Annotated in this window: 18 protein-coding genes and 1 pseudogene; 4 read left to right on the top strand and 15 right to left on the bottom strand. The window is 62.4% G+C overall.

The features are described from left to right. Positions 1 to 66: 66 nt before the first annotated feature. From NEK97_RS18435 to ychF, 4 genes and pseudogenes are all read right to left on the bottom strand, one after another. Positions 67 to 840 (bottom strand): hypothetical protein, encoded by a 774-nt coding sequence (locus NEK97_RS18435; RefSeq protein WP_257371184.1) that lies wholly within the window; start codon positions 838 to 840, stop codon positions 67 to 69. Between the two features lie 206 nt (positions 841 to 1046). Then, the gene (locus NEK97_RS18440) at positions 1047 to 2951 is read right to left on the bottom strand and encodes a hypothetical protein (protein WP_257371185.1); all 1905 of its coding nucleotides are present in this window, start codon (positions 2949 to 2951) and stop codon (positions 1047 to 1049) included. Next, positions 2894 to 3870, bottom strand: a pseudogene (locus NEK97_RS18445) (hypothetical protein). Before NEK97_RS18445 ends, NEK97_RS18440 begins: the two are co-directional and overlap by 58 nt. Before the next feature lie 215 nt (positions 3871 to 4085). Beyond that, entirely contained in the window at positions 4086 to 5171 is a 1086-nt protein-coding gene (gene ychF, locus NEK97_RS18455; protein ID WP_257371188.1) for a redox-regulated ATPase YchF, read from the bottom strand. A gap of 115 nt (positions 5172 to 5286) precedes the next feature. Between ychF and NEK97_RS18460 the strand changes: the two genes are divergently transcribed. Then, positions 5287 to 6516, top strand: coding sequence for a DNA recombination protein RmuC (locus tag NEK97_RS18460; protein ID WP_257371189.1), 1230 nt, complete (start codon positions 5287 to 5289; stop codon positions 6514 to 6516). Between the two features lie 75 nt (positions 6517 to 6591). Here NEK97_RS18460 and NEK97_RS18465 read toward each other — a convergent pair whose 3' ends face one another. Further along, complete coding sequence (locus NEK97_RS18465) at positions 6592 to 7677, bottom strand: 4-hydroxy-3-methylbut-2-enyl diphosphate reductase (protein WP_235516963.1); 1086 nt, start codon at positions 7675 to 7677, stop codon at positions 6592 to 6594. A gap of 24 nt (positions 7678 to 7701) precedes the next feature. After that, entirely contained in the window at positions 7702 to 8565 is an 864-nt protein-coding gene (locus NEK97_RS18470) for a hypothetical protein (RefSeq protein ID WP_257371191.1), read from the bottom strand. 229 nt (positions 8566 to 8794) lie between these two features. On the opposite strand from NEK97_RS18470, the gene xseA reads away from it, so the two are divergent. After that, positions 8795 to 10072 (top strand): exodeoxyribonuclease VII large subunit, encoded by a 1278-nt coding sequence (gene xseA / locus NEK97_RS18475; protein WP_257371192.1) that lies wholly within the window; start codon positions 8795 to 8797, stop codon positions 10070 to 10072. 41 nt (positions 10073 to 10113) lie between these two features. Continuing rightward, on the top strand, positions 10114 to 10371 hold the full coding sequence (locus NEK97_RS18480) for an exodeoxyribonuclease VII small subunit (RefSeq protein WP_257371193.1): 258 nt from the start codon (positions 10114 to 10116) through the stop codon (positions 10369 to 10371). Between the two features lie 15 nt (positions 10372 to 10386). On the opposite strand, the gene NEK97_RS18485 is transcribed toward NEK97_RS18480, so the two are convergent. The 9 genes from NEK97_RS18485 to NEK97_RS18525 form a co-directional block, all read right to left on the bottom strand. Then, a complete protein-coding gene (locus tag NEK97_RS18485; protein WP_257371194.1) occupies positions 10387 to 11238 on the bottom strand; it encodes a polyphosphate kinase 2 family protein in 852 nt (283 codons plus the stop codon). A 54-nt stretch (positions 11239 to 11292) separates the two neighbouring features. Next, on the bottom strand, positions 11293 to 12513 hold the full coding sequence (locus NEK97_RS18490; RefSeq protein ID WP_211711254.1) for a pyridoxal phosphate-dependent aminotransferase: 1221 nt from the start codon (positions 12511 to 12513) through the stop codon (positions 11293 to 11295). Positions 12514 to 12632: 119 nt separating this feature from the next. Then, positions 12633 to 13589 carry an ABC transporter substrate-binding protein gene (locus tag NEK97_RS18495; RefSeq protein ID WP_235516976.1) on the bottom strand — a complete coding sequence of 319 codons (957 nt, stop codon included), beginning with the start codon at positions 13587 to 13589 and terminating at the stop codon, positions 12633 to 12635. Further along, positions 13586 to 14329, bottom strand: a complete 744-nt coding sequence (locus NEK97_RS18500) for an ABC transporter permease (protein WP_257371195.1) — start codon at positions 14327 to 14329, stop codon at positions 13586 to 13588. The genes NEK97_RS18495 and NEK97_RS18500 overlap by 4 nt, the downstream gene beginning before the upstream one ends. Next, a complete protein-coding gene (locus NEK97_RS18505; protein WP_257371196.1) occupies positions 14326 to 15066 on the bottom strand; it encodes an ABC transporter permease in 741 nt (246 codons plus the stop codon). Before NEK97_RS18505 ends, NEK97_RS18500 begins: the two co-directional genes overlap by 4 nt. Continuing rightward, on the bottom strand, positions 15066 to 16160 hold the full coding sequence (locus NEK97_RS18510; RefSeq protein ID WP_306673156.1) for an ABC transporter ATP-binding protein: 1095 nt from the start codon (positions 16158 to 16160) through the stop codon (positions 15066 to 15068). Before NEK97_RS18510 ends, NEK97_RS18505 begins: the two co-directional genes overlap by 1 nt. Before the next feature lie 155 nt (positions 16161 to 16315). Continuing rightward, positions 16316 to 17479 carry a ribosome small subunit-dependent GTPase A gene (gene rsgA, locus NEK97_RS18515; protein WP_257371197.1) on the bottom strand — a complete coding sequence of 388 codons (1164 nt, stop codon included), beginning with the start codon at positions 17477 to 17479 and terminating at the stop codon, positions 16316 to 16318. Between the two features lie 217 nt (positions 17480 to 17696). Then, the gene (locus NEK97_RS18520; RefSeq protein ID WP_257371198.1) at positions 17697 to 18149 is read right to left on the bottom strand and encodes an NUDIX hydrolase; all 453 of its coding nucleotides are present in this window, start codon (positions 18147 to 18149) and stop codon (positions 17697 to 17699) included. A 36-nt stretch (positions 18150 to 18185) separates the two neighbouring features. After that, positions 18186 to 19982: a beta-galactosidase family protein gene (locus tag NEK97_RS18525; protein WP_257371199.1), complete on the bottom strand. Its 1797-nt coding sequence runs from the start codon at positions 19980 to 19982 to the stop codon at positions 18186 to 18188. Positions 19983 to 20032: 50 nt separating this feature from the next. Between NEK97_RS18525 and NEK97_RS18530 the strand changes: the two genes are divergently transcribed. After that, entirely contained in the window at positions 20033 to 21064 is a 1032-nt protein-coding gene (locus NEK97_RS18530) for a pirin family protein (protein ID WP_257371200.1), read from the top strand.

Below are 21064 nucleotides of genomic sequence, written 5' to 3' on the forward strand. Positions count from 1 at the left end.
CGTTCTATAAGTCCCGCGGGTACGACGTGAAGGTCTTTGATCAGTCGACGGCCACGAACAAGCTCATCATAACCAACGGCTTCGGACCGGATGGATTGGTTCTTCAGGTGTATACCGGCGATCTCGGCACAACTGTCGCTGGCAATAGCCGTTGCGTTGCTGATCCGGACGGTAGTAAATAGCCTGCCCGTCCGCGGGGTCATGATTACGACGGCGAATGAGGAAATCGCCATTGTTGAATCGGCAACAGATGCTATCCATGCCGTACCGCAGATTGTTCGTCCAGGGAGCTGAAGCTGGCCCTAGCGCTCGGCACCTCAACCGACTGCGCAGCGAATCCGGCTTCAGCTCAGGATTCTTTGCATAAAGCCTCGCCAAGTACGCTTCCTTCCTCTGCTCGGTCTGGGCAGTAACATCCGATAGAGCCTTCTGCTGTCTACCGACCTCGGCAGTGTTGGCAGCCGTGTTCGGCTCGTAGAAGCCGTCGGCAAGTTCGCTCTGCAGGCGCGCCCTGCGGCTGACTCTCGTATCCTCACGGATCCGCTCGGTCTCGACTTCACCCCAGAGCTTCCACTGCGATTCGTTCGCCGGCTGACCAAGCTCAACTCGCTTTTCGCGAATCTCGTGGATCTGGGTATATAGGATTCGTATCTGGTCTTTCTTGAGCTCACGCGCCTGAAGCTGCGCACGTACCTCGGGGTGCAGTCCAGGTCCCTGGCTCTCCAGGAACGTCGGACCGATGCCGTGGGGAATCGACGACTCACCCAGACGCTCACCACGCTCACTGACACCTTTGAGCCTCTCCATCATCGCGTCACGGGTGCTGAGCGGCTGCTCCACGACCGGCTCCTCGACGCTGGTCGGGATTCGGAGTAATCTCGGCGGGCTCAACCGCGGACTCAAGATTCAGCTGCTTGACGAGCTGTACCCTGGCCTGCGCCGTCAGATGCGTCGAAGCATTCAGCACGCGGACCGCGAGGACGTCACGGTCCTCGTCTGGAACCTTCTCGACGTCCCGCAGTTCGACCGTATCGACCCCCCCGTGGTCAGAAGTCCAGGCAGCTGCTCGTCAACCCGTGAGCCTGCACGTAAGCCCAGACGTTGGTGACCGTCGGAGCCAGGAGGCCCGCATCCACGATCAAAGGCCAGGTCAGCTGCGGGACAGCCTCGATCTTTTGGATCGTGGCGAGAGCGGAGCTCTGCTCAATCACTTCGCGCAGCTGGTCCTCGGTCCATGACTCGTGCTGCTCGTTGATGACATCGACCAGCACGGACTCCGTGAGCACGATCGGCCCGATGGCATCCATTGAAGCGATGTAGTCCCCGATGCGCTTATTGCAGAACTCCCACACGCTTTGCTTTTGGCGCACTTCGTCGAGCGTCGGGTCTACGTCGATCCCGAGTGCCATCTGCAGGTTTGGTGAGCTGAGCTTGTACCTGTGCGCTGCCACGATACGGTCCCGGAGCGGCGTGCTCAGGCCACTAAGGTCCGTGACCACCAGCTCCACCGCCTCGAGGATTTCGAAGACCCGCTCAGTCTGTGCTGCAGTCTGACTCTGACTGAGGGCGGTGAGACGCTGATAGGAAGACTCGAGCAGCGCCCTCGAGGAATTGCCGATCTCATAGACGTCGATACTCAGCGCGTTCAGGAGCGCCGTGTCGAACAGCTTCAGCCGCGTCTCTTCGTCCGGGATGCCAGGGCGCTTCGCGACGTACTCGAAGACATCGGGCCACGGGTGCTCTGTCAGTTGTTGGATGAGGAGCTCGCGAGGGGCGTCAGGTGTGTTGAGGAAGGCATCCATGAATGCATGGACGTCCTTGCCGTCATGCGTGACGACGTACGCGACAAGTTTCTTCGCGTCTTCTGGTTTTTCATTGAGCAAGTAGGACGCGACTTGGAGGTTCAGAGCACTGATGGTGCTCATGAAGTCCGCCGGCACCTGCTCAAGCAGGTTGCTCATGGCCTTTTCCGACGTGAACTCGTAGTCGAGGTACATCTCGTTCGGCTGGACACTGTGGTTGTAGAAGAACGCCACGTCGACGCCGACGTACTTGCCGTAGAAGATCGCGGAGTACTCAGCGTAGTTGCGCGTGATGAAACCCCGCCGCACGAGATCGCGCGCCAGCTCTGACTCAAGTACCTCGGTGATGCGCTGATCGAACCTGATTCGCCCCTTCGGTACGCCTTCGTAGCTGGCCAGTCCGGCGGAGTCCGCACCTCGCAACCCCGCGATGTCCTGGTCGTATTGACGAAGCTGGCGGGCCGATTCGGCGGGATCGGGATCCAACCATTGCGCGGAACTCATGACCTCTGGAAAGACGCGGCCAATCTGTCCTGCAGAGGGCGTCACCGTAGCCCCGCAGTTCTGCACGAGAGAGAAGGACTTCGACTTGGCCACGCACTCCCAGAATTCCATTGTGTCGACGGCATTAGACCCGTAGCCCTGGTCATCGACCATGACGGACGAGTATGAATAGCCGTTCGGGGAAGGGAACATGTCCTTGAGATCGCGAAGCCTGCCCCCCAACTCCACTGCGGTGGCTTCTTTCCGATCGCGCTGCTCCTCGGTCCTCATCCGCTTGCGCCGCTGCTCCTGCAGACCTTCGATAAGGGTCCTGACCTCGTCGCGATGGAGCTGTTCGAGCTTATCGAGGGTGCTGGTGCGCTGCGAGATTGCCTCGAAGTCAGCGAGGTGGAAGTTTTTGTGCGCGACAAGTGCGAAGAGATGGTCCGCCGTCATGCCCGGCGCACGGCTCTTCTTCTTCCACAGCAGATGCTCAGCGAACACCACGAACTCGTTGCAGATGTTCTTCATCAGACGCATGTCGGTGGTGTGCCGTGCGATCAAGTCCAGGAGAGGACGTGACACGACGTTCTCGGCAAGACCGAGTTTTACCAGCTCCTCGGCGAGGAGGTCACGGGCGTTGCGATGCGAAATGAACGGCACCATGGGAATGACGATTTCGAAGAACTTGGTCCGGTTCGCGCGCCGGACGGCCTCGGCAGCAATGTCGAGCCGGGGTTTATCGTTAGAAGGGGGCTGCCCTGGCCGTCACTGGTTTCGGCCTCGCCGTCCTTGAGCTTCTCTTCTGCATCTTTTTCGTCTTTGGATTCCGGATCCGTTCCGAGCCGCTCGAACAGGCTGTCCTTGATCGCGTAGATGAACCGAAGAGGCTCGTTCCCCGCCTGCCGGTTCGCGGAAGCATTGACGAGGGTGTTCAGTTCCCGGAGCGAGTCGAAGATCCGCGGATCCTCGAAGCGGTCCAGATCTTCGAAGATCACGAACTTCGGCTTGAAGGTGTCAAAGAAGGCAACGATCTCGTCGAGAAAGCTGTCAAAGTAGGTGGTCGGGCCTTCGCCCAGGGCGATTTTCGTGCCGGCAGTCGTAACCTCCGAAACGATCCGGTCGCCGATGATCCACCGTGCCGCCCACAGCGACGCCAGAACAAGGCCGAATAGCATTCCAGCCCGTACGAGGTACCCGGGCATGTCCGCTGCGGCGTCCGGCCAGCCGGGCCCGGAACGCACCCCCAGCACCCACAGAAGCCCCAGACCCACAACACTGACAAAGAGGGCGTGCAGGAACGCCCTGAACTTGGTCACGGGTTTGGGGCGGGCGAACCGGGATCGACGGATCTTCCCTGGTGTCAGCCGGTGACGAGTTGTTTGACCAGTTCCTTCTGGATCCGGTTGGTCAGGTCCTCGTCGTCATCATCCGGGCCAAGGGTGTTGATACTGATGCGGATAGTGTCTTTGTCGTGCTTCTTCTGAAAGTTGTCGAGCACGCTGGACTTGCCGGCTCCGTAGCGGCCGGTGAGGGCGATGTTGCGGTTCCTCTTGTCGAGGACCGCCTCTTCAAGGTGCCGCACGTAGATCCCGTGCTGGCCGCTCTGAATTCAGGGGCGAGGCTGCGCAGCTTGATCGGCTGCTTCGGTGCCTCTGGCTGCTGCGGACGTTCCTCGGCCACGGTTCCTCTCGCCCCAAAAAACGTTAGACGTCAGCGTCCAGCTTCAGAGGCACGGTCGGGCGTGCTTCTGAAGCTGGACGCCAGGTGATTCTATGAACTACTTCTTGCCTTGATTCGCTAGACGTTAAAGCGGAACTCCACCACGTCGCCGTCGGCCATCACGTATTCTTTGCCTTCAATGCGGACCTTGCCGCGGGACTTTGCCTCAGCCATGGAGCCGGCGTCGATGAGGTCGTCGAAGGAGACAACTTCGGCCTTGATGAAGCCACGCTGGAAGTCGGAGTGGATGACGCCGGCTGCCTGGGGTGCCGTGTCACCCTGACGGATCGTCCACGCACGGGTTTCCTTCGGACCAGCAGTGAGGTAGGTCTGCAGGCCGAGCGTGTGGAAACCAACACGGGCCAACTGGTCCAGGCCGGACTCGCTCTGACCGTTCATTTCCAGCATTTCGCGGGCTTCTTCCTCGTCCAGTTCCACGAGGTCGGATTCCAGCTTGGCGTCGAGGAAGACCGCATCGGCCGGAGCCACCAAGGCCCGAAGTTCTTCCTGCTTGGCCGGGTCGCCGAGGATGCCTTCGTCAGCGTTGAAGACGTAGATGAAAGGCTTGGCCGTGAGGAGGCCGAGTTCCTTGAGGTGCCCCATTTCGAGCTTGTCGCTCTTGATGGAGGAGAAAATCGTGTCGCCGCGCTCCAGCACAGCCTGGGCAGCCTTGATGGCGGCCAGTTCGGCAGCTTCGCGCTTCTTGATCTTGACTTCTTTTTCGATGCGCGGGATCGCATTTTCGATGGTCTGGAGGTCGGCCAGGATCAGTTCAGTGTTGATTGTCTCCATATCGGAGCGCGGATCAACCTTGCCGTCGACGTGGATGACATCCGGGTCATCAAACACACGGACTACCTGCGCAATGGCTTCGGCCTCGCGGATGTTGGCAAGGAACTTGTTGCCCAGGCCTTCGCCTTCGGAGGCGCCCTTCACAATGCCCGCGATGTCCACGAAGGATACCGGCGCAGGCAGCAGCTTCTGCGAGCCGAAGATCTCGGCCAGCTTCGCGAGGCGCGGATCCGGCAGGTTGACTACACCCACGTTCGGCTCGATGGTCGCGAACGGATAGTTCGCGGCGAGCACCTGGTTTCGGGTCAGTGCGTTGAAAAGGGTTGATTTGCCGACGTTGGGCAGTCCGACGATGCCAATAGTAAGAGCCACGAGCATTGATTCTACCCGTTGATACCTTGTCCATGCTTGTTCGGCCCGACGCTGTGGCGACCCCCACGGCCACAACCTCACTAAAACTGTCGTACCCCTGTGACAGGGTTGCCACATGGATGGATTTGGATTCGTTTTGGCACTGCTCATGTTGCTGATCGGCGCGGCCGTGGGTCTGGCGGCCGGCTACGTCGTCTTCCGACGCCGGGGCGCCGGCTTGGAGGAGGACTTCGACGCCGTATCGTCGCGCCTTTCGGAGGTGACGGCACAGCTCGCAGCAGCCGACGCCGAGCGGCGGCTTTTGTTTACACAGAACCGCGAGCTGAGCGCAGCAAGGAATTCTGACGGAAGTGTCCTGCGCGCCCTGGCGCCCGTGGCGGAAAAGCTGACCGCGGTGCAGCAGCAGGTTTCGCTGCTCGAACGTGACCGCGTTGAGCAGTACGGACAGCTCGCCCAACAGCTGCAGGACGCCCGTTCGTCCGATGAACAACTACTTCGGTCAACCCATGCCCTGGCCTCTGCCCTGCGTTCCAACAGCGCACGCGGGCAGTGGGGCGAAGTCCAGCTTCGCCGTGTGGTTGAAGCTTCCGGGATGCTCAGGCACGTGGACTTCCATGAGCAGGTCCACTCGGGCCGCACCGAGAACACATTGCGACCCGACCTTGTGGTCCAGTTGCCCGGGGATAAGCAGCTGGTGGTGGACGCCAAGGTCCCACTGGCCTCCTACCTCGCGGCACAGGAACAACTCCACGGAGAAGGGGCATTCGGTGAATCGGTAACGCAAGCCTCCGCCCATGACTCCAAGACTCTTTTGGCCCAGCACGCCAAGGCCCTGAAGGCCCACATCGACGCCTTGGCCGGAAAGAAGTACTGGGACATCCCGGGGAACTCGCCGGAACTGGTGATCTGCTTCCTCCCGGCCGAGTCCATCCTTGCCTCTGCCCTTGAGGCCGACCCCGGCCTGCTTGAACACGCCCTCTCCCGGAACGTCGTCCTGGCATCACCGGGGACGTTGTTGGCAGTCCTCAAGTCAGTGGCTTTCACCTGGCGGCAGGACGTCCTCACGGACAGCGCGCACGAACTGTTCGAGCTCGCCAAGCAGCTCTACGAGCGCATGGGCACACTCGGTGAGAACGTCAGCAAGCTGGGAAGCTCCCTCAAGACATCGGTGGACCGGTACAACGCCATGGTGGGCACCCTCGAAGCACGTGTGCTCCCAACCGCGCGGAAGCTGAACACCATGGACGATGCTGGCCTCACGGCCCCCATGTCCGTGGAAGCTGTCCCGCGGGCTTTGGCCGCTCCGGAACTTCTTAGCGAAGAGCCCCAGGAGTCTGCGGCTTAACGAACTGGCCCGCAGCGGCGACCACTTCCGTCAGGAAGGGCGCCCACTGCGGGCCAGTTCAGTAAGAGCTTATTGCTAGGACGTAGCCCGGTTCCCGCGGCCACCCAGGGCCCGGGAGACATCCCCGGCCTTTTTCAAAGTAGCCCGCAGCTCCTTGGGGAGCGAGAAGAGGAGATCTTCCTCCGCTGTTACGACTTCCTGGACCTCGCCATAGCCGTAGTCGGCCAGCAGGCGCAGGACATCCTGGACGAGAACTTCCGGGACAGACGCGCCGGAGGTGACGCCAACGGTCGCGACACCTTCGAACCAGGCTTCATCCACCTCGTTGGCGAAGTCCACGCGGTAGGAGCTCTTGGCCCCGTATTCGAGCGCAACCTCAACCAGGCGCACCGAGTTCGAAGAGTTGGCCGAGCCAACCACAATGACCAGGTCAGCCTGCGGTGCGATCTTCTTGATGGCCACCTGACGGTTGGTGGTGGCGTAGCAGATGTCGTCGCTGGGAGGATCCTGCAGAGTAGGGAAGCGGTCCTTCAAGAGGCGCACGGTCTCCATGGTTTCGTCCACGCTCAGCGTGGTCTGCGAAAGCCAGATGGTCTTCTCCGGATCGCGCACTGTGACCTTGTCCACCTCGTGCGGACCGTTGATGATCTGGATGTGCTCGGGGGCCTCGCCGGCGGTGCCCTCGACTTCCTCGTGGCCCTCGTGGCCGATGAGAAGGATGTCGTAGTCGTCCTTGGCAAAGCGCACGGCCTCACGGTGGACCTTGGTGACCAGCGGGCACGTCGCGTCGATGGTGCGCAAGCCGCGGTCCTCTGCCGACTGCACCACTGCCGGTGAAACTCCATGCGCGGAGAAGATCACCAGCGCGCCTTCGGGAACCTCGTCCGTTTCCTCGACGAAGATGGCCCCTTGTTCTTCCAAGGAGCTGACCACGTGGACGTTGTGGACGATCTGCTTGCGGACGTAGACGGGCGGGCCGTAATGCTCCAAGGCCTTTTCGACCGCAATGACAGCCCGGTCCACGCCGGCGCAATAACCGCGGGGTGCCGCCAACAGCACTTTCTTGGGACCCGTGACGGGTGCCGCTGCCAGTACCTCTTCCGGCGATCGCCGTCTCCGGGGCACGCTGGGCATCGGAATGGAAATTGCTGTGGAGGTCATCCCACAATGTTACCGGTCAGGTCATTATCCCCGGGCATAAGGTGATGGTCGTCTCGCGGAAATAATCCAGGCGACCAAACCGATGACCAACAAGGCGGCCGAGATCAGGGCAGCCACCGTTATCCAGGGACCAAAACCGGACTGGACGGCGGTGAAAAACTTCCCCATGAACAGCCCTGCCAGTTCGTTGCCCTTGGAGAGGTTGCCCACGGCTCCTTCAGAAACATTCAATCCAACCGACCAGAGCCCCGCCACGGCCAGGCCGCCCAGCCCCAGGAATGCCAGGACCACGGGCCTCCTGCGTGCCACAAGCAAAGCCAGCAACGCCGAAACGAGAGCTCCCAGGGCGGCAACCCACCATAACGGAGCAAAGGCTGCGACCCTTTCCACCAGTTGGCGGTGGGACGGTTCGCCCAGCGAAATAAGCCGTTCAGAGGGGACCTCGAGCCGGACGCGCGTAGCGTCGGCGAAATGGTCACGGATCAGCCTGACCAGGGGCCCGATGTCCAGGACCAAGGCCGTGGACGCACCTGATTCTTCCCGCTGGCCAGCCGCCCGGAAATTAAGCCGGTGACTGTTCCTCACTGTCTCTTCCCAAGCCTGCGGATAGTCGCTCCAGGACTGCATCCCGGACGCCGCCTGTTCAAGAACCCCGGCGGCCAGGGATTTGATGGGCCCTGGGAGGTTGACTGAGGATTCGAAAGAGCCGACAGCGGCGTGCGCCAGACGCGCCTGGAAATCGGGATCACTGCCCAATCCACCGGCGATGCGGGCAAAGCCATCTTCCTGAACAATGTTTTGGTCCACCCACGCGGCCGGAACGGCGACGGCAGTGAGCACCAGGGCGAGGATCACTCCCACTGCTGAAACGAAGGTACGCAAAGTCATCCTCGGGGTCGGGGGCCAGTGCCACCATCCTAGGTCTGTCCACATGATCCGAAAAATGTCGGAGCCACCAGGTAAAGCTATGGATAGAGTTGGAACGCGGCCCGGCACTACACCCGAGCAGGTTGCCGCACCTAAGCGAGTTGCGCACCCGAGCAAGTTGCCGCACCCCGAGCGAGGATAGTGATCATGCTGGTACACCCACGGCTTCCGGGCCAATCACGGACCTGCCATGTCCGCTGAAGCGACTCCGGAGTCCACCCTTCCGGGGACTGCTGCCGAGACCAGTCCGGATAATCCCTGGCCCTTGCAACTTCTTTCCCGCAAGCTCAAGGCTCACATTGAGAGGGCTCCCGCAGCCTGGATCGAGGGCCAGGTCATCGAGCTGAACCGCCGGGGTGGCAATGCCTTCCTGACACTGCGTGATGTCGACGCCGAGATTTCGCTGCCTGCTTCGGTGTGGTCCACGGTCCTGGACCGGCAGAAAGTACCGCTGGAGCGCGGGTCGCGGGTAGTTGCCTTGGTCAAGGCGGATTTCTGGGTGAAGACCGGACGCCTGAACATGTCGGTCAAAGACATCCGTCCCGTTGGCCTCGGCGACCTGCTGGCGCGGATCGAGCGGCTCCGCCAGGCTTTGGCCGCCGAAGGACTGTTCGCTGATTCGCGCAAACGGAAGCTGCCCCTCCTCCCCCACCGCATAGGTCTGATCACGGGCCGTGACTCGGACGCCAAGAAGGACGTGTTGCGTAACGCGGCCCTGCGCTGGCCAGCTGTGGAATTCGATGTTCGAGAGGTAGCCGTGCAAGGCAACACGGCGGTCTCCCAGATCATTGCTGCCCTGAAGAAGCTGGACGCAGATCCACATGTGGACGTCATTGTCCTGGCCCGTGGTGGCGGCGCACTGGAGGATCTGCTCCCCTTCAGCAACGAGGACCTGATTCGTGCTGTCTCTGCAGCAACCACCCCTGTTGTCAGTGCTATTGGCCACGAAGCAGACCGGCCCATCCTGGACGACGTCGCCGACCTCCGCGCTTCCACTCCCACCGATGCTGCAAAGCGGATCGTCCCGGATGTCGCCGAGGAACTGGCCATGGTGCGCCAGGCCCGGGACCACCTCCGCCGCAGCATTGGCCGGACGGTGGATAGGGAAACTGACCGGCTCCACTCCTTGAGATCCCGTCCGGTCTTGGCATCCCCCGCGTCCATGGTCGATGCCCGGGCCGAGGATATTCACCGCCTGCAACGGCGCTCACATGCGGCGGTCAGCACAGCCGTTGTGCGCGCCTTGGACCAGGTGCACCACCTGCGGGCACAGGTCAGGGCCCTGTCGCCCCAGAAGACCCTGGACCGCGGCTATGCAGTTGTCCAACTCGTCGGCGACGACCAAGCCGGGCATCAGGTGGTCAGTAGCCCCGAGGAGGCTCCCAAAGGCGCGGAATTGGCGATACGTGTAGCGGAGGGTCGGTTCCGGGCTGTCTCCGAGGGCCAAGGACAGATCCTGGAACATTGATTCCACAGCCAACATTGTCAGCATCACAATCAAAGGACATCATGACCGAGAACAACTCAGCGGCGTCGGCACCTGATTCCCTGGACGCCTTGAGCTACGAGGAAGCCCGGGAACAGCTCGTGGCCGTTGTTGGCCGACTCGAAGCCGGCGGAGCCAGCCTCGAGGAATCACTGGCGCTCTGGGAGCGTGGCGAGGCGCTGGCCAAGCGCTGCGAGGATTGGCTTGAGGGCGCCCGCAAGCGCTTGGCCTCGGCACGCGATGCAAGCAACGACGCCGGGGCTTCCACCACTACCGACTAACGGTCCGGCAGGGGCTCAGGATGCCTCGACGAGCTTCCGTTCAGCGGCGACATCGAAGTCGGCTTTGGGCCAGTCCAAATGCATCCCTTCGAGCGCATCCAACAGCAATTGCTGAACCGCGATGCGGGCATACCACTTCTTGTTGGCTGGTACGACGTGCCAGGGGGCAATGTCAGTCGAGGTCTTCTGGAACGCCACGCTGTACGCGTCCATATAGTCGTTCCAGTAGGCACGTTCCGTCAGGTCGCCGTGGCTGTATTTCCAGTGCTTGCTGGGATCGTCCAGCCGGGCAATGAGACGCTTCTTCTGTTCCTGTTTGCTGATGTTGAGCATGACCTTGACGATCGTGGTGCCCTGCTCCGCCAGGCCTGCCTCGAAGGCGTTGATGGCCGTGTACCTGCGCTCCAGCTCAGCAGGGTCCGCCCACGCGTGGACGCGGTGGATCAGGACGTCCTCGTAGTGTGAACGGTCAAAAACTCCCACCATGCCGGCATCGGGAACGTGCTTCTCGATCCGCCAGAGGAAGTCGTGGGCCTTCTCTTCGTCCGTGGGTGCCTTGAAAGCTGCCAGTTGCACACCTTGCGGATCCATGGCGCCCACGACGTGGCTGACAATGCCGCCCTTACCTGCAGTGTCCATGGCCTGCAGAATCAGCAGAAGCCGCTTGGTATTGCCGAACTTGCCCTCGGCGAACAGTCTTTCCTGTAAGTCCGCCAACCGTGAATCCTGGGCAGAGAGCAGCGACTTTCCGTCGGATTTCGCACCGTCGTAGCCCGGGGTGGATTCCGGATCCACCTCCGCCAGCGAAAACCCTGACCCGACCTTTAATACGCTGGCCGGACTCTTGGCGAACTCAACTTCAGCCATCAGGCGTGCCTTTCTGCCGGGCCGCGCCCCCGTGGCGCGGCCATGGACCTCAGGCTAGTTGCCCGGGTACCTCGACAGGAAGTCCGCCATGCGGCCAATCGCTTCTTCGATGTCTTTGACGTTGGGCAGCGTGACCATCCGGAAGTGGTCCGGGCGTACCCAGTTGAAGGCTCGCCCGTGGGAGACCAGGATTTTCTGTTCCTTCAGGAGGTCCAGGACAAATTTCTCGTCGTCCCTGATGTGGTAGACCTCCGGGTCCAGTTTGGGGAAGAGGTAGAGCGCTCCCCTGGCCTGCTGCGTGCTGACCCCGGGAATGGCATTGAGGAGATCGTAGGCCTTGTTGCGTTGTTCCAGCAGGCGGCCTCCGGGCAGGATGAGGTCGTTGATGCTCTGGTAGCCGCCAAGAGCCGTCTGAATGGCGTGCTGTGCCGGAACGTTGGCGCACAGGCGCATGTTGGCCAACAGGTTGATGCCTTCAAGGTAGTCGGCAGCGTCTTTCTTGGGCCCCGAAATAGCCATCCAGCCTGCACGGTACCCACAGACCCGGTAGGCCTTGGACAGCCCGCTGAACGTCAGGCAGAGGACGTCGTCTCCGGTTAGTCCGGCGAGATTGACGTGGACTGCGTCCTCATAAAGGATCTTTTCGTAGATCTCATCCGAGAAAAGAACCAGCCCGTGCTTCTCGGCCAAGGCAACAATTTTTTTGAGGGTTTCCTCGGGGTAGACGGCGCCGGTGGGGTTGTTGGGGTTGATGACCACGATGCCCTTGGTCCGGGGCGTGATCTTGGCTTCGAGGTCCTCGAGGTCGGGCTGCCAACCGGAGTCTTCGTCGCAGAGGTAGTGAACGGGGCGGCCGCCGGCCAAAGCAACCGATGCCGTCCACAGTGGGTAGTCCGGAGTGGGAATCAGGACCTCGTCGCCGTCTTCGAGGAGGGCCATGAGGGACATCGTGATCAGTTCGCTGACCCCGTTGCCCAGGTAGATATCGTCGACGTGGATGTTCTGGATTCCGCGGGTCTGGTAGTACTGCGAGACTGCGGTCCGGGCCGAGAAAATGCCCCGTGAATCGCTGTAGCCCTGGGCGTTTGGCAAGTGGCGGATCATGTCCACCAAAATGGCGTCAGGCGCTTCAAAGCCGAAAGGAGCCGGGTTTCCGATGTTCAGTTTGAGGATCCGGTGACCCTCCGCCTCCATCTGCTGGGCGGCCTGAAGAATCGGTCCACGGATGTCGTAGAGGACATTATGAAGCTTGGTGGACTGCTTGAAATTCGCCATTCCTCAAATATGCCACACGGGTGATGGACTTCCGCTGAGACTTGACTCACACAAACGACGACGGCGGTGACGGGCCCGCGCGGGTCCGTCACCGCCGTCGTACGCGGTTTCGTCAGGTGTTACTTGACGATGCCCTTGTCCTTCAGCCAAGCGGCTGCAGCATCCTTGGGGCTCTGCTTCTGGTCGCCACTGACTGCACGGTTGAGGTTGATCAGGTCGTCCGTGGTCAGGGTCTTGGAAACGTTGTTGAGCGCTTCCTTGGCCTTATCGGTCATCTTCGCCTTGTTGTACAGCGGCAGGACCTGCTGGGCCTTGAAGTTGTTCTTGGGATCCTCAAGGACCACGAGGTCGTTGTCAACGATGGACGGGGTGGTGGTGTAGATGTCAGCCACCTGGACCTTGTCCTCCAACAATGCCTGCAGCGTCAGGTTGCCACCCCCGTCGTTGAACGGCTGCAGCCCCTTGAGCTCGCAGTTGTAGTTCTTCTTCAGCCCCGGGAAGCCGTAGGAACGGGTCTCGAACGTGGCCGGAGCAGCCATGGTGAAGTCCTTGCAGACCTTCGCTAGGTCCTCGATGGACTTCAACTTGTACTTCTCCGCCGTGGCTTTTGTAACCACCATGGCGTCCTTGTCCTCGGCCTTGGAGGCTTCCGCGACGGCCAGGCCGTCAGGGAGCTTGCCCGAAAGTGCCTTATAGACGTCCTCAGCTGAGACTTCGGAGGCCTCGGTATCAACGTAGGACAGCAGGTTGCCCGAGTAGTCCGGGACCAGGTCTACGGAGCCATCCTGGACGGCCTTGAAGTAGATCTCGCGCGATCCAATGTTCGGCTTGGACGTTGCCGTCAGGCCGGCGGCATTCAGGGCACCCACATAGATCTCGGCGATGACCTGGCTTTCCGGGAAGTCGGCGGAGCCGACCACCAGCGAGCCGCCGGCGGCCGAGCCACTGGGGGCCGAGGTGGATGGAGAGGCCAGCGGACTGCCGCCACAGGCGCTCAACGCGAGGGCTACACCCAGGCCGGCTGCGAGGCCGCCGAGACCACGGCGCGTAAGGGTCATGGGGACGGGGTTTTTCATGGTGTACCTCCTTGAACGGCAGCCTCGGCGGGAGCTGTGGCTGTGAGATCGTCGGTCGCCTTCTGGCGGCCGCTTGAATCGAGGGTCAGGCCGGGCGAGAGGACAAGCCTCTGTACGCCGGCAAGAATCAAATCCACGGCGATGGCGAGCCCGGCGATGAGCAGGGAACCGCCAAGCATGCGCGGGAAATCCTGGAGGACGAGCCCGTCGAACAGGTAGCGTCCCAGTCCACCCAAGGGCAGGTAGGCCACCACCGAGACTGTGGCTATGACCTGCAGGACCGCGGTACGGATGCCACCGAACATGACTTGCAAGCCGTTGGGAAGTTCCACCCGGAAGAGGATCTGGAGTTCCGTCATTCCCATGGCCCGGGCGGCGTCCACCACCACGGCGTCGACACTGGAGATCCCGGCATAGGTCCCTGCGAGAAGCGGGGGGACCGTCAGGATCACCAGGGCCCAGACCGGGGGCATCAAACCACTTCCGGCGAGCAGGGCGAACAGGACCAGCAAACCGAGCGTCGGCAGGGCACGCAGCGCACCGGCCACCGCTACGGCAACTACCCGCCCACGGCCGGTGTGGCCGATGAACAGCCCGATGGGCACGGCGATGACTGCGGCAATGAGGAGCACCAAAGCACTGTATTGGAGGTGTTCGAAGGTTCGGGTTGGGATCCCGCCGCTTCCCCTCCAGTGTATGGGATCGATCAACCACGCGATGGTCTCCGCGAAGATGTTCACGAGGACACCTCCGGGTCCGCGCGCATGCCCGGGTGCGGAACGGCGGGTCCGGACTTTGGCTCAGTCAGCAGCGCGTTGGCGTCCTGGCGTTGGGACTTCCCGCCAACTGCCCGGGTCCACGGGGTCAGCAACCGCTCGAGGATAACCAGGATGGCGTCCATGATCAGCGCAAGCACCAGGATGGCGATAATACCCACCACCACTTCGGTGACGAAGGTGCGCTGGAGGCCGTCTGTGAACAGGACTCCAAGATTCCCCACACCAAGGAGCGCTGCGACGCTGACCAACGAAATATTGCTGACCGAAACCACGCGAAGGCCCGCGAACATCACGGGCAGGGACAGCGGAAGGTCCACCTGGAAGAACCTGGGCAGCGGTTTGAAGCCCATGGCCACGGCTGCGTTGCGGAGGTCATCGTCAACGGAGTCGAAGGCATCCATGGCGGCTCGCACCAGAAGGGCAACTGCATAGATGGTCAGCGCAACCACCACGTTAATGGGGTCCAGGATCCGTGTGCCAAGGATCGTGGGAAGAATGATGAAGAGGGCCAAGGACGGAATCGTGTAGAGCAGCGACGTCGCGGTCGCTACCACCGACCGTAGGGCAGAATTGCGCCGGGCCAGCTGGGCCAAGGGAATCGAAATCAGCAGGCCAAGGACCATCGGAACAATGGCGAGCACCAGATGCTGCCCGGCCAGTCCCAGGACCATGCCGCTGTTGGCGAGGAACCACTCCATCAGGTGGCGTCCTCCCTGTGGTGCCGGACTTCCTCGATCAGGGCAAGGACTTCCGGCCCCTTCAGGACTCCGGCCACCCGGCCGTCGTCGTCCACTGCGACGCCAAGGCCCGACGGCGACGACAATGCAGCATCGAGCGCGCGGCGCAGGGTATCGCCCTTGCGGAACAGCGAACCGCCCGGAACCAGGCCTGCTCCGTCGCGCGGAGAAGACCAACCAAGTGGCCGCGATTCTGCGTCCACCACCAAAGCCCATTCCCCCGACCGGCGGCCCGCATCGGGGCCATCGGAGGGACTGACCATGGTCACGGGGTGCAACGTCACGGCGTCGGCGGCGTTGAAGGCAAGGTGGCGGAAACCGCGGTCACGTCCAACAAAGGAGGCAACAAAGTCGTTGGCCGGCGCCCGGAGGATTTCTTCCGGCGCCGCGTACTGGGCGAGCTTGCCGCCGACAGCGAACACAGCGACTTTGTCTCCGAGCACGGTGGCTTCATCGATGTCGTGCGTGACGAAGACGATGGTTTTGGCCAATTCCCGCTGGAGCCGCAAGAGTTCCTGCTGCAGTTCGTCGCGGACCACAGGGTCTACGGCGCTGAAGGGTTCGTCCATGAGCAGGACCGGCGGGTCAGCAGCGAGCGCCCGGGCCACCCCGACGCGCTGCTGCTGACCACCCGAGAGCTGGGACGGGTACCGCTTGCCAAGCACCGAAGCCAATCCAACGACGTCGAGCAGTTCCGCTGCGCGCTTCCGCGCCGCCGCCTTGGAAACACCGTTGAGCCGCGGAACGGTGGCGATGTTATCCAGCACTGAGCGGTGCGGCAGCAAACCGGAGGACTGCATGACGTACCCCATGGAGCGGCGGAGCTGCGCCGCGGGAACGCGGGAGACGTCGTCGCCGCCCACCGTGATGGTTCCGCTGGTGGGCTCCACCATCCGGTTGATCATGCGCAGCGAGGTGGTCTTGCCGCAACCCGAAGGCCCGACGAAGACGGTAATCGAACCTTCGTCGATCGACATACTCAGAGCGTCCACCGCAGGCTGCCCGCCTTGGTATTGCTTAGTGACGCTCTTGAACTCAATCATGGCTTCAGCCATACCCGGGCTTACCTATCTTTGGCGGACATTATCGGTAGAGCCAAACGATCATATGCAGGCTTATTACTCGGCTGCAAAGCAATCTTCACCCAGCGTAGCCAGCGGCACCGACGATTGTCAGCGCCGCCACGGATTCCGTAATGAATCGGCAATGTTCAACGTCTGCGCCGTTTGCCTCCCTTCGCTGCGCGTTCTTCAGCTTGATCGTGCCTGTGGCGCTCAGCGGCACGCTGACCCCTGTCCGCAGTCATGACCTTTTGGTGCCATTCCCGCTGGTAGGCACGGCGTGCCGCTGCGTCGTGTTTCCTGGTGAGGGCGGCAAGTTCGCGCTGAAGTTTCAGGTAGCTGGCCCAACGCCTGGGGTCGAGGGACTCGTCGGCGAGCGCCTCCTGAACGGCGCACCCTGGCTCTGCCTGGTGGGCGCAGTCGGCGAAACGGCACTGTGCGAAGAGCTCGTCAAGGTCCCCGAACATCTCGTCCATGCCGTCATCCGCGTCGAAGAGCCCGAAACCGCGAACGCCCGGGGTGTCCATCAGCACGGCGCCACCGGCCAATGGCACCAACTCCCGGGACGTTGTGGTGTGTTTTCCTTTGCCGTCTCCGGCCCGGACGGCTCCGGTCTGCTGGACCTCCCGTCCGGCGAGTGCATTGATGAGGGTTGATTTACCGGCGCCGGAGGGGCCTAGCAGGACCAGCGTTGCACCCCCCGGGATGTGCCGCATCAGTTCATCGAGACCGTCGCCCTGCTCGGCGGAGGTGGTGACCACCTCCACACCGGCGGCCTGGAGGATCACCTCCCCCACTACGTCATCTGCCAGGTAGGCAAGGTCCGCTTTGGTGATGACCACCAACGGCGTGGCGCCGGAGTCCCAGGCGGCAACAAGGGTTCGTTCCAGGCGGTTGTGGGTCAGCGGACGGTCCACGGGAACCACCACTGCCACGATGTCGATGTTGGACCCCAGGATCTGCTCCTCGGAGGAAGCCTCGAAGGCGCGCTTGCGGCTCAGTGCCGATTGCCGGGGCAGGACCTCGACGACGGCTGGCTCGCCTGCGTTGTTGTGGCCGAGCCACACCCAGTCCCCCGTGGCTGGAACCACGCCGTGGGCCGGGTAGGGCAGGTGGAGGAGACCGTCATGTGATGCCACGAGGACGCGGTTCCGGTCGAGACGGACGACGCGGCCGGGCGTGGCCCGCGTATCAGGAGCCGTGTTTGCGCGGAAGAGTTCCGCAGTGCTGGCGGTATAGCCATAGTCGATCGGCCCGCGCAGTTGCTGGGTAGAACTGTTTGAAGGGTTGCTTGAAGAAGCGAAAGTAGTCAATGGAAACCTCTGCTGAGGCCCGGCTGCCCTAGTTTTGGCAGGCTGATGCCGGGACAGGAATGGTGGGGTGATGACGGTGCGCTGCAACTGTGTGCGGGGCGCGCAAGATTACGGCAATCATCAAAATCCACCTCCTCGGCATCTGGAACCGGCTACTGAAAACCGGCAACGAAGTTCAGCGTAGCCAACAGCCGCCGCTTTTGGCTAGGCCTGCCTGCTAGTTGAGCTTCCCGTTCTCGGGTCGCTCACGGTGCAGGCGCAGGGCTGTGTCCACCAGCGCGACCCTGTTCAGCTTCCCGACGTCTTCCAAGGGGATCCAAGCCGCATGCGTGGTGCTTCCATCCACCTCATGGGTGAGCTCGCCTCCCACGACGGTGGCTTCATAGACCAAGCGAAGCGCCTCGAAGTCCGTCACGGTCCCATCGGGCCGGGTTTCGTCCTGCCAGTGGCCCACGTCGATGCCCAGCATCCGTTCGATCTTCGCCTCATAGCCGGTCTCTTCAAAGACTTCCCGCCGGCATCCGTCCACCGGATGTTCCGCAAAGTCCAGTCCCCCGCCGGGAAGTGTCCACCCTTCCTTATCGTCCTGTTTCCAGTAAGCAAGCAGGATTCGTCCATCCCTGACGATCACGGCGTAGGCGGCTGGGCGGGTATCGAACTGCAGGGTCATGGTGCCAGCATATGTGCCGCTCCGGGGGTCTTCCTGCTAGGAAAGCTCCGCAGCGGAAATAGGCCCGTCTTCTTCCGGGCCGAGGTCTGGCTTTTCGCGAAGCTCGACGACGGTCCCCGCCGTGCCCAGTTCAAGTACCTTGATCGTGTTGCGGCCGGCTTTGACCAAGGGGGCCGGGGCGTAAAGGGTGCTTTGAGGGCCTCTTTCCCAGTACCGTCCGAGCAGGAAGCCATTGAGCCAGACGAAGCCTTTGCCGGAATCAGGCAGCGCAATATAGGTATCGGCGGGCTCCGTGACGTCGAAGTCGGCCCCAACCAGGCCCTCCAGGTCTTCTTCCTTCCACTCTGCCAGCGCAATGGGCGTCTGCGTCCAGTGGAAGGTGTAGCGCTGGTTGATCAGCACGCCACCCAGGATGCCTTTCCCGTGTCCGGTCAGGGGGCCGTAGTTGATGCGGCCAAGGTTCTCAACGAGGATCTCGAGCTTGGCCTGCACGCCACGTCCGGTGACAACGAGCCCCTCAGCACCAGTGACATCATCCAGGACCCCGGCGAAGTCGCCGTCCACCCACACATAGGCCCGATCGTTCAGCCCATCGATTTTCAGGCGGCTTTCCGTGGGGGCATCGGCGCGTCCGGGAAGGATGGCTTCGGAGGCGTAGAGGACCATTCCGGCGTCGAGCCCCAATTGCTCGAAGCTGAGGGGCTTGACGCTGCTGGTGGGCTTACCGGCAGTCCGGAGCAACTCCAACAGGTCCGGAGCGTCCGGCAAGGCCAACGAGCGTGCGGGGATCACCGGAGCTTCGGCGAGCAGTTCTGCGGGGATCTCCGGCAGGTCCTCAATGCCTTGGGCGCGGTAGAACTCACCCCGGAAAGCGTGGAATTTGGCGGTCAAGGCACCGTTTTCAGCGATGGGTGCGTCCGAGTCGTAGCTGGTGACTGTCGGCTGCAGCATGGTGCCGTCGTGGTTGCTGCCGGACCACAGGCCAAAGTTGGTCCCACCATGGGCCATGTAGACGCAGAGCGAGCCGCCAAGGTCGAGCATTTTCCGGGCTTCCAACGCCGCATCCCCGGCATCCCTGCGGTGGTGGTGTTCACCCCAGTGATCGAACCAGCCGCCCCAGAATTCGACATTGAAGAACGGCTCGTCGGGCCTGCGGCGCTGCCAGGTTGCCACCGCTTCGTCACCCCGGCTCCCCAGCGTTGCCGTCGCCCAGGTTCCCTCCACTGAGCCGCCGTCGAGGAAGTAGTCGGTGCCGCCGTCAGCAGTGAAAAGCAGTTCGGTGATTCCGCGCGCTTCGAGGACGCGCCTGTTCCAGCGGATGTATTCGTGGTCGTCGCCGTAGCTGCCGTACTCGTTCTCGATCTGCACGGCAACGACGGGACCGCCCGCAGATGCCTGGCGCGGAGTGATGATGGGGAGGAGGTGGTCGAACCATTCCTCGATTGCTGCGGTAAAGACCGGATCCATGCACCGGAGGCCGATGCCGGGTGTGCCAGTCAGCCAGGCAGGAAAGCCGCCGTTGTCCCATTCCGCGCAAATGTAGGGGCCCGGGCGGACAATCACGTCCAGGCCCTCCTTTGCAGCGAGGTCGATGAACCGCCCCAGGTCACGCCAGCCGGTGAAGTCCGGGGCCTGATCCTGCCGGGGCTGGTGGAAGTTCCAAGCGACATAGGTGTCCACCGTGTTGGCACCCATGGCCTTGAGCCGACGCAGCCGGTCCTGCCACAGCTCCGGGTGGACCCGGAAGTAGTGGATGGCTCCGGCGAGGATGCGGTACGGTTCACCCGAACGGTAAAGGACAGCGTCGTGGTAGCTCAAGAGGGCGTTGTTCACGTGGAACAGATTAGCTCAATTTCCAACATTTATGCACAGGTGATGAACACATGACCAATCTTGATACTTCCCCGGCACAGGAAGTTTGCCCCGCTGCACCAGAGGGGCAAGGTCCATGCGTTCAGCTGTGGCCCGAGCGGGAAGTTCCCCTCGGTGGGGTGCGTGCCATGAATGTCATGCGCACCCTGCCCCAGCGCGGGCTGCCAACTGTCGGAGCCTGGTGCTTCCTGGACAGCTTCGGGCCCGACCGGGTTGCCATGAGTGTGCTTCCCCACCCGCACTGCGGGCTCCAAACCGTCACCTGGCCACTGGAAGGTGCCGTCCGGCACCGCGACAGTGTCGGCAGCGATGTGGTGGTGCGTCCGGGCGAGCTGAACATCATGACAGCGGGCCACGGTATTTCGCACTCGGAATTTTCCGTCCTCCCCGCAAACACTGACTCAGGTCCAAGCCCCCTGGTGGCCGAGATCCCCATGTCCCGGGGGCTGCAACTCTGGGTTGCCCTTCCTGACGAGCACCGCCACCGGGCACCGTCCTTCGAGCAGGTCCGTGATCTTCCGGTAGCTGCCGGACCTGGCTACACCGCGACCGTCATGGTGGGAGAGTTCGCCGGACAGCGTTCCCCCGCTACCATGTTCAGCCCTATCGTCGGTGCCGACATCGTTGGCACGGGACTTCTTGAGCTGCCACTCCGCCCGGACTTTGAACACGCTGTGCTCGTGTTGGATGGCGGCGTCGTGATCGACGGACTAGACATCGGAGCCGGGCCCCTGGCCTACCTCGGCGCCGGGCGGACAACCCTGTCCGTGGATGCCCAGCCTGAGACCCGCTTCATGCTCCTTGGCGGCGAACCGTTCGGTGAAGACCTGCTGATGTGGTGGAACTTCGTAGGACGGACACATGAGGAAGTGGAAAAGGCCCGCGAGGAATGGGAAGCCGAAGGGCTGCTCGACGACGACGCTGCCGCCACCTCGCGCTTTGGCTTCGTCCACGGCCACGGGCCCGACGCCGGCCCCGAAGCCGGACGAATCCCGGCTCCCCCGCTTCCCGGAGTCAAACTCCGGCCACGCACCCGCGGCTGA

It is taken from the genome of Paenarthrobacter sp. UW852, assembly GCF_024608385.1.
Lineage (GTDB): Bacteria > Actinomycetota > Actinomycetes > Actinomycetales > Micrococcaceae > Arthrobacter.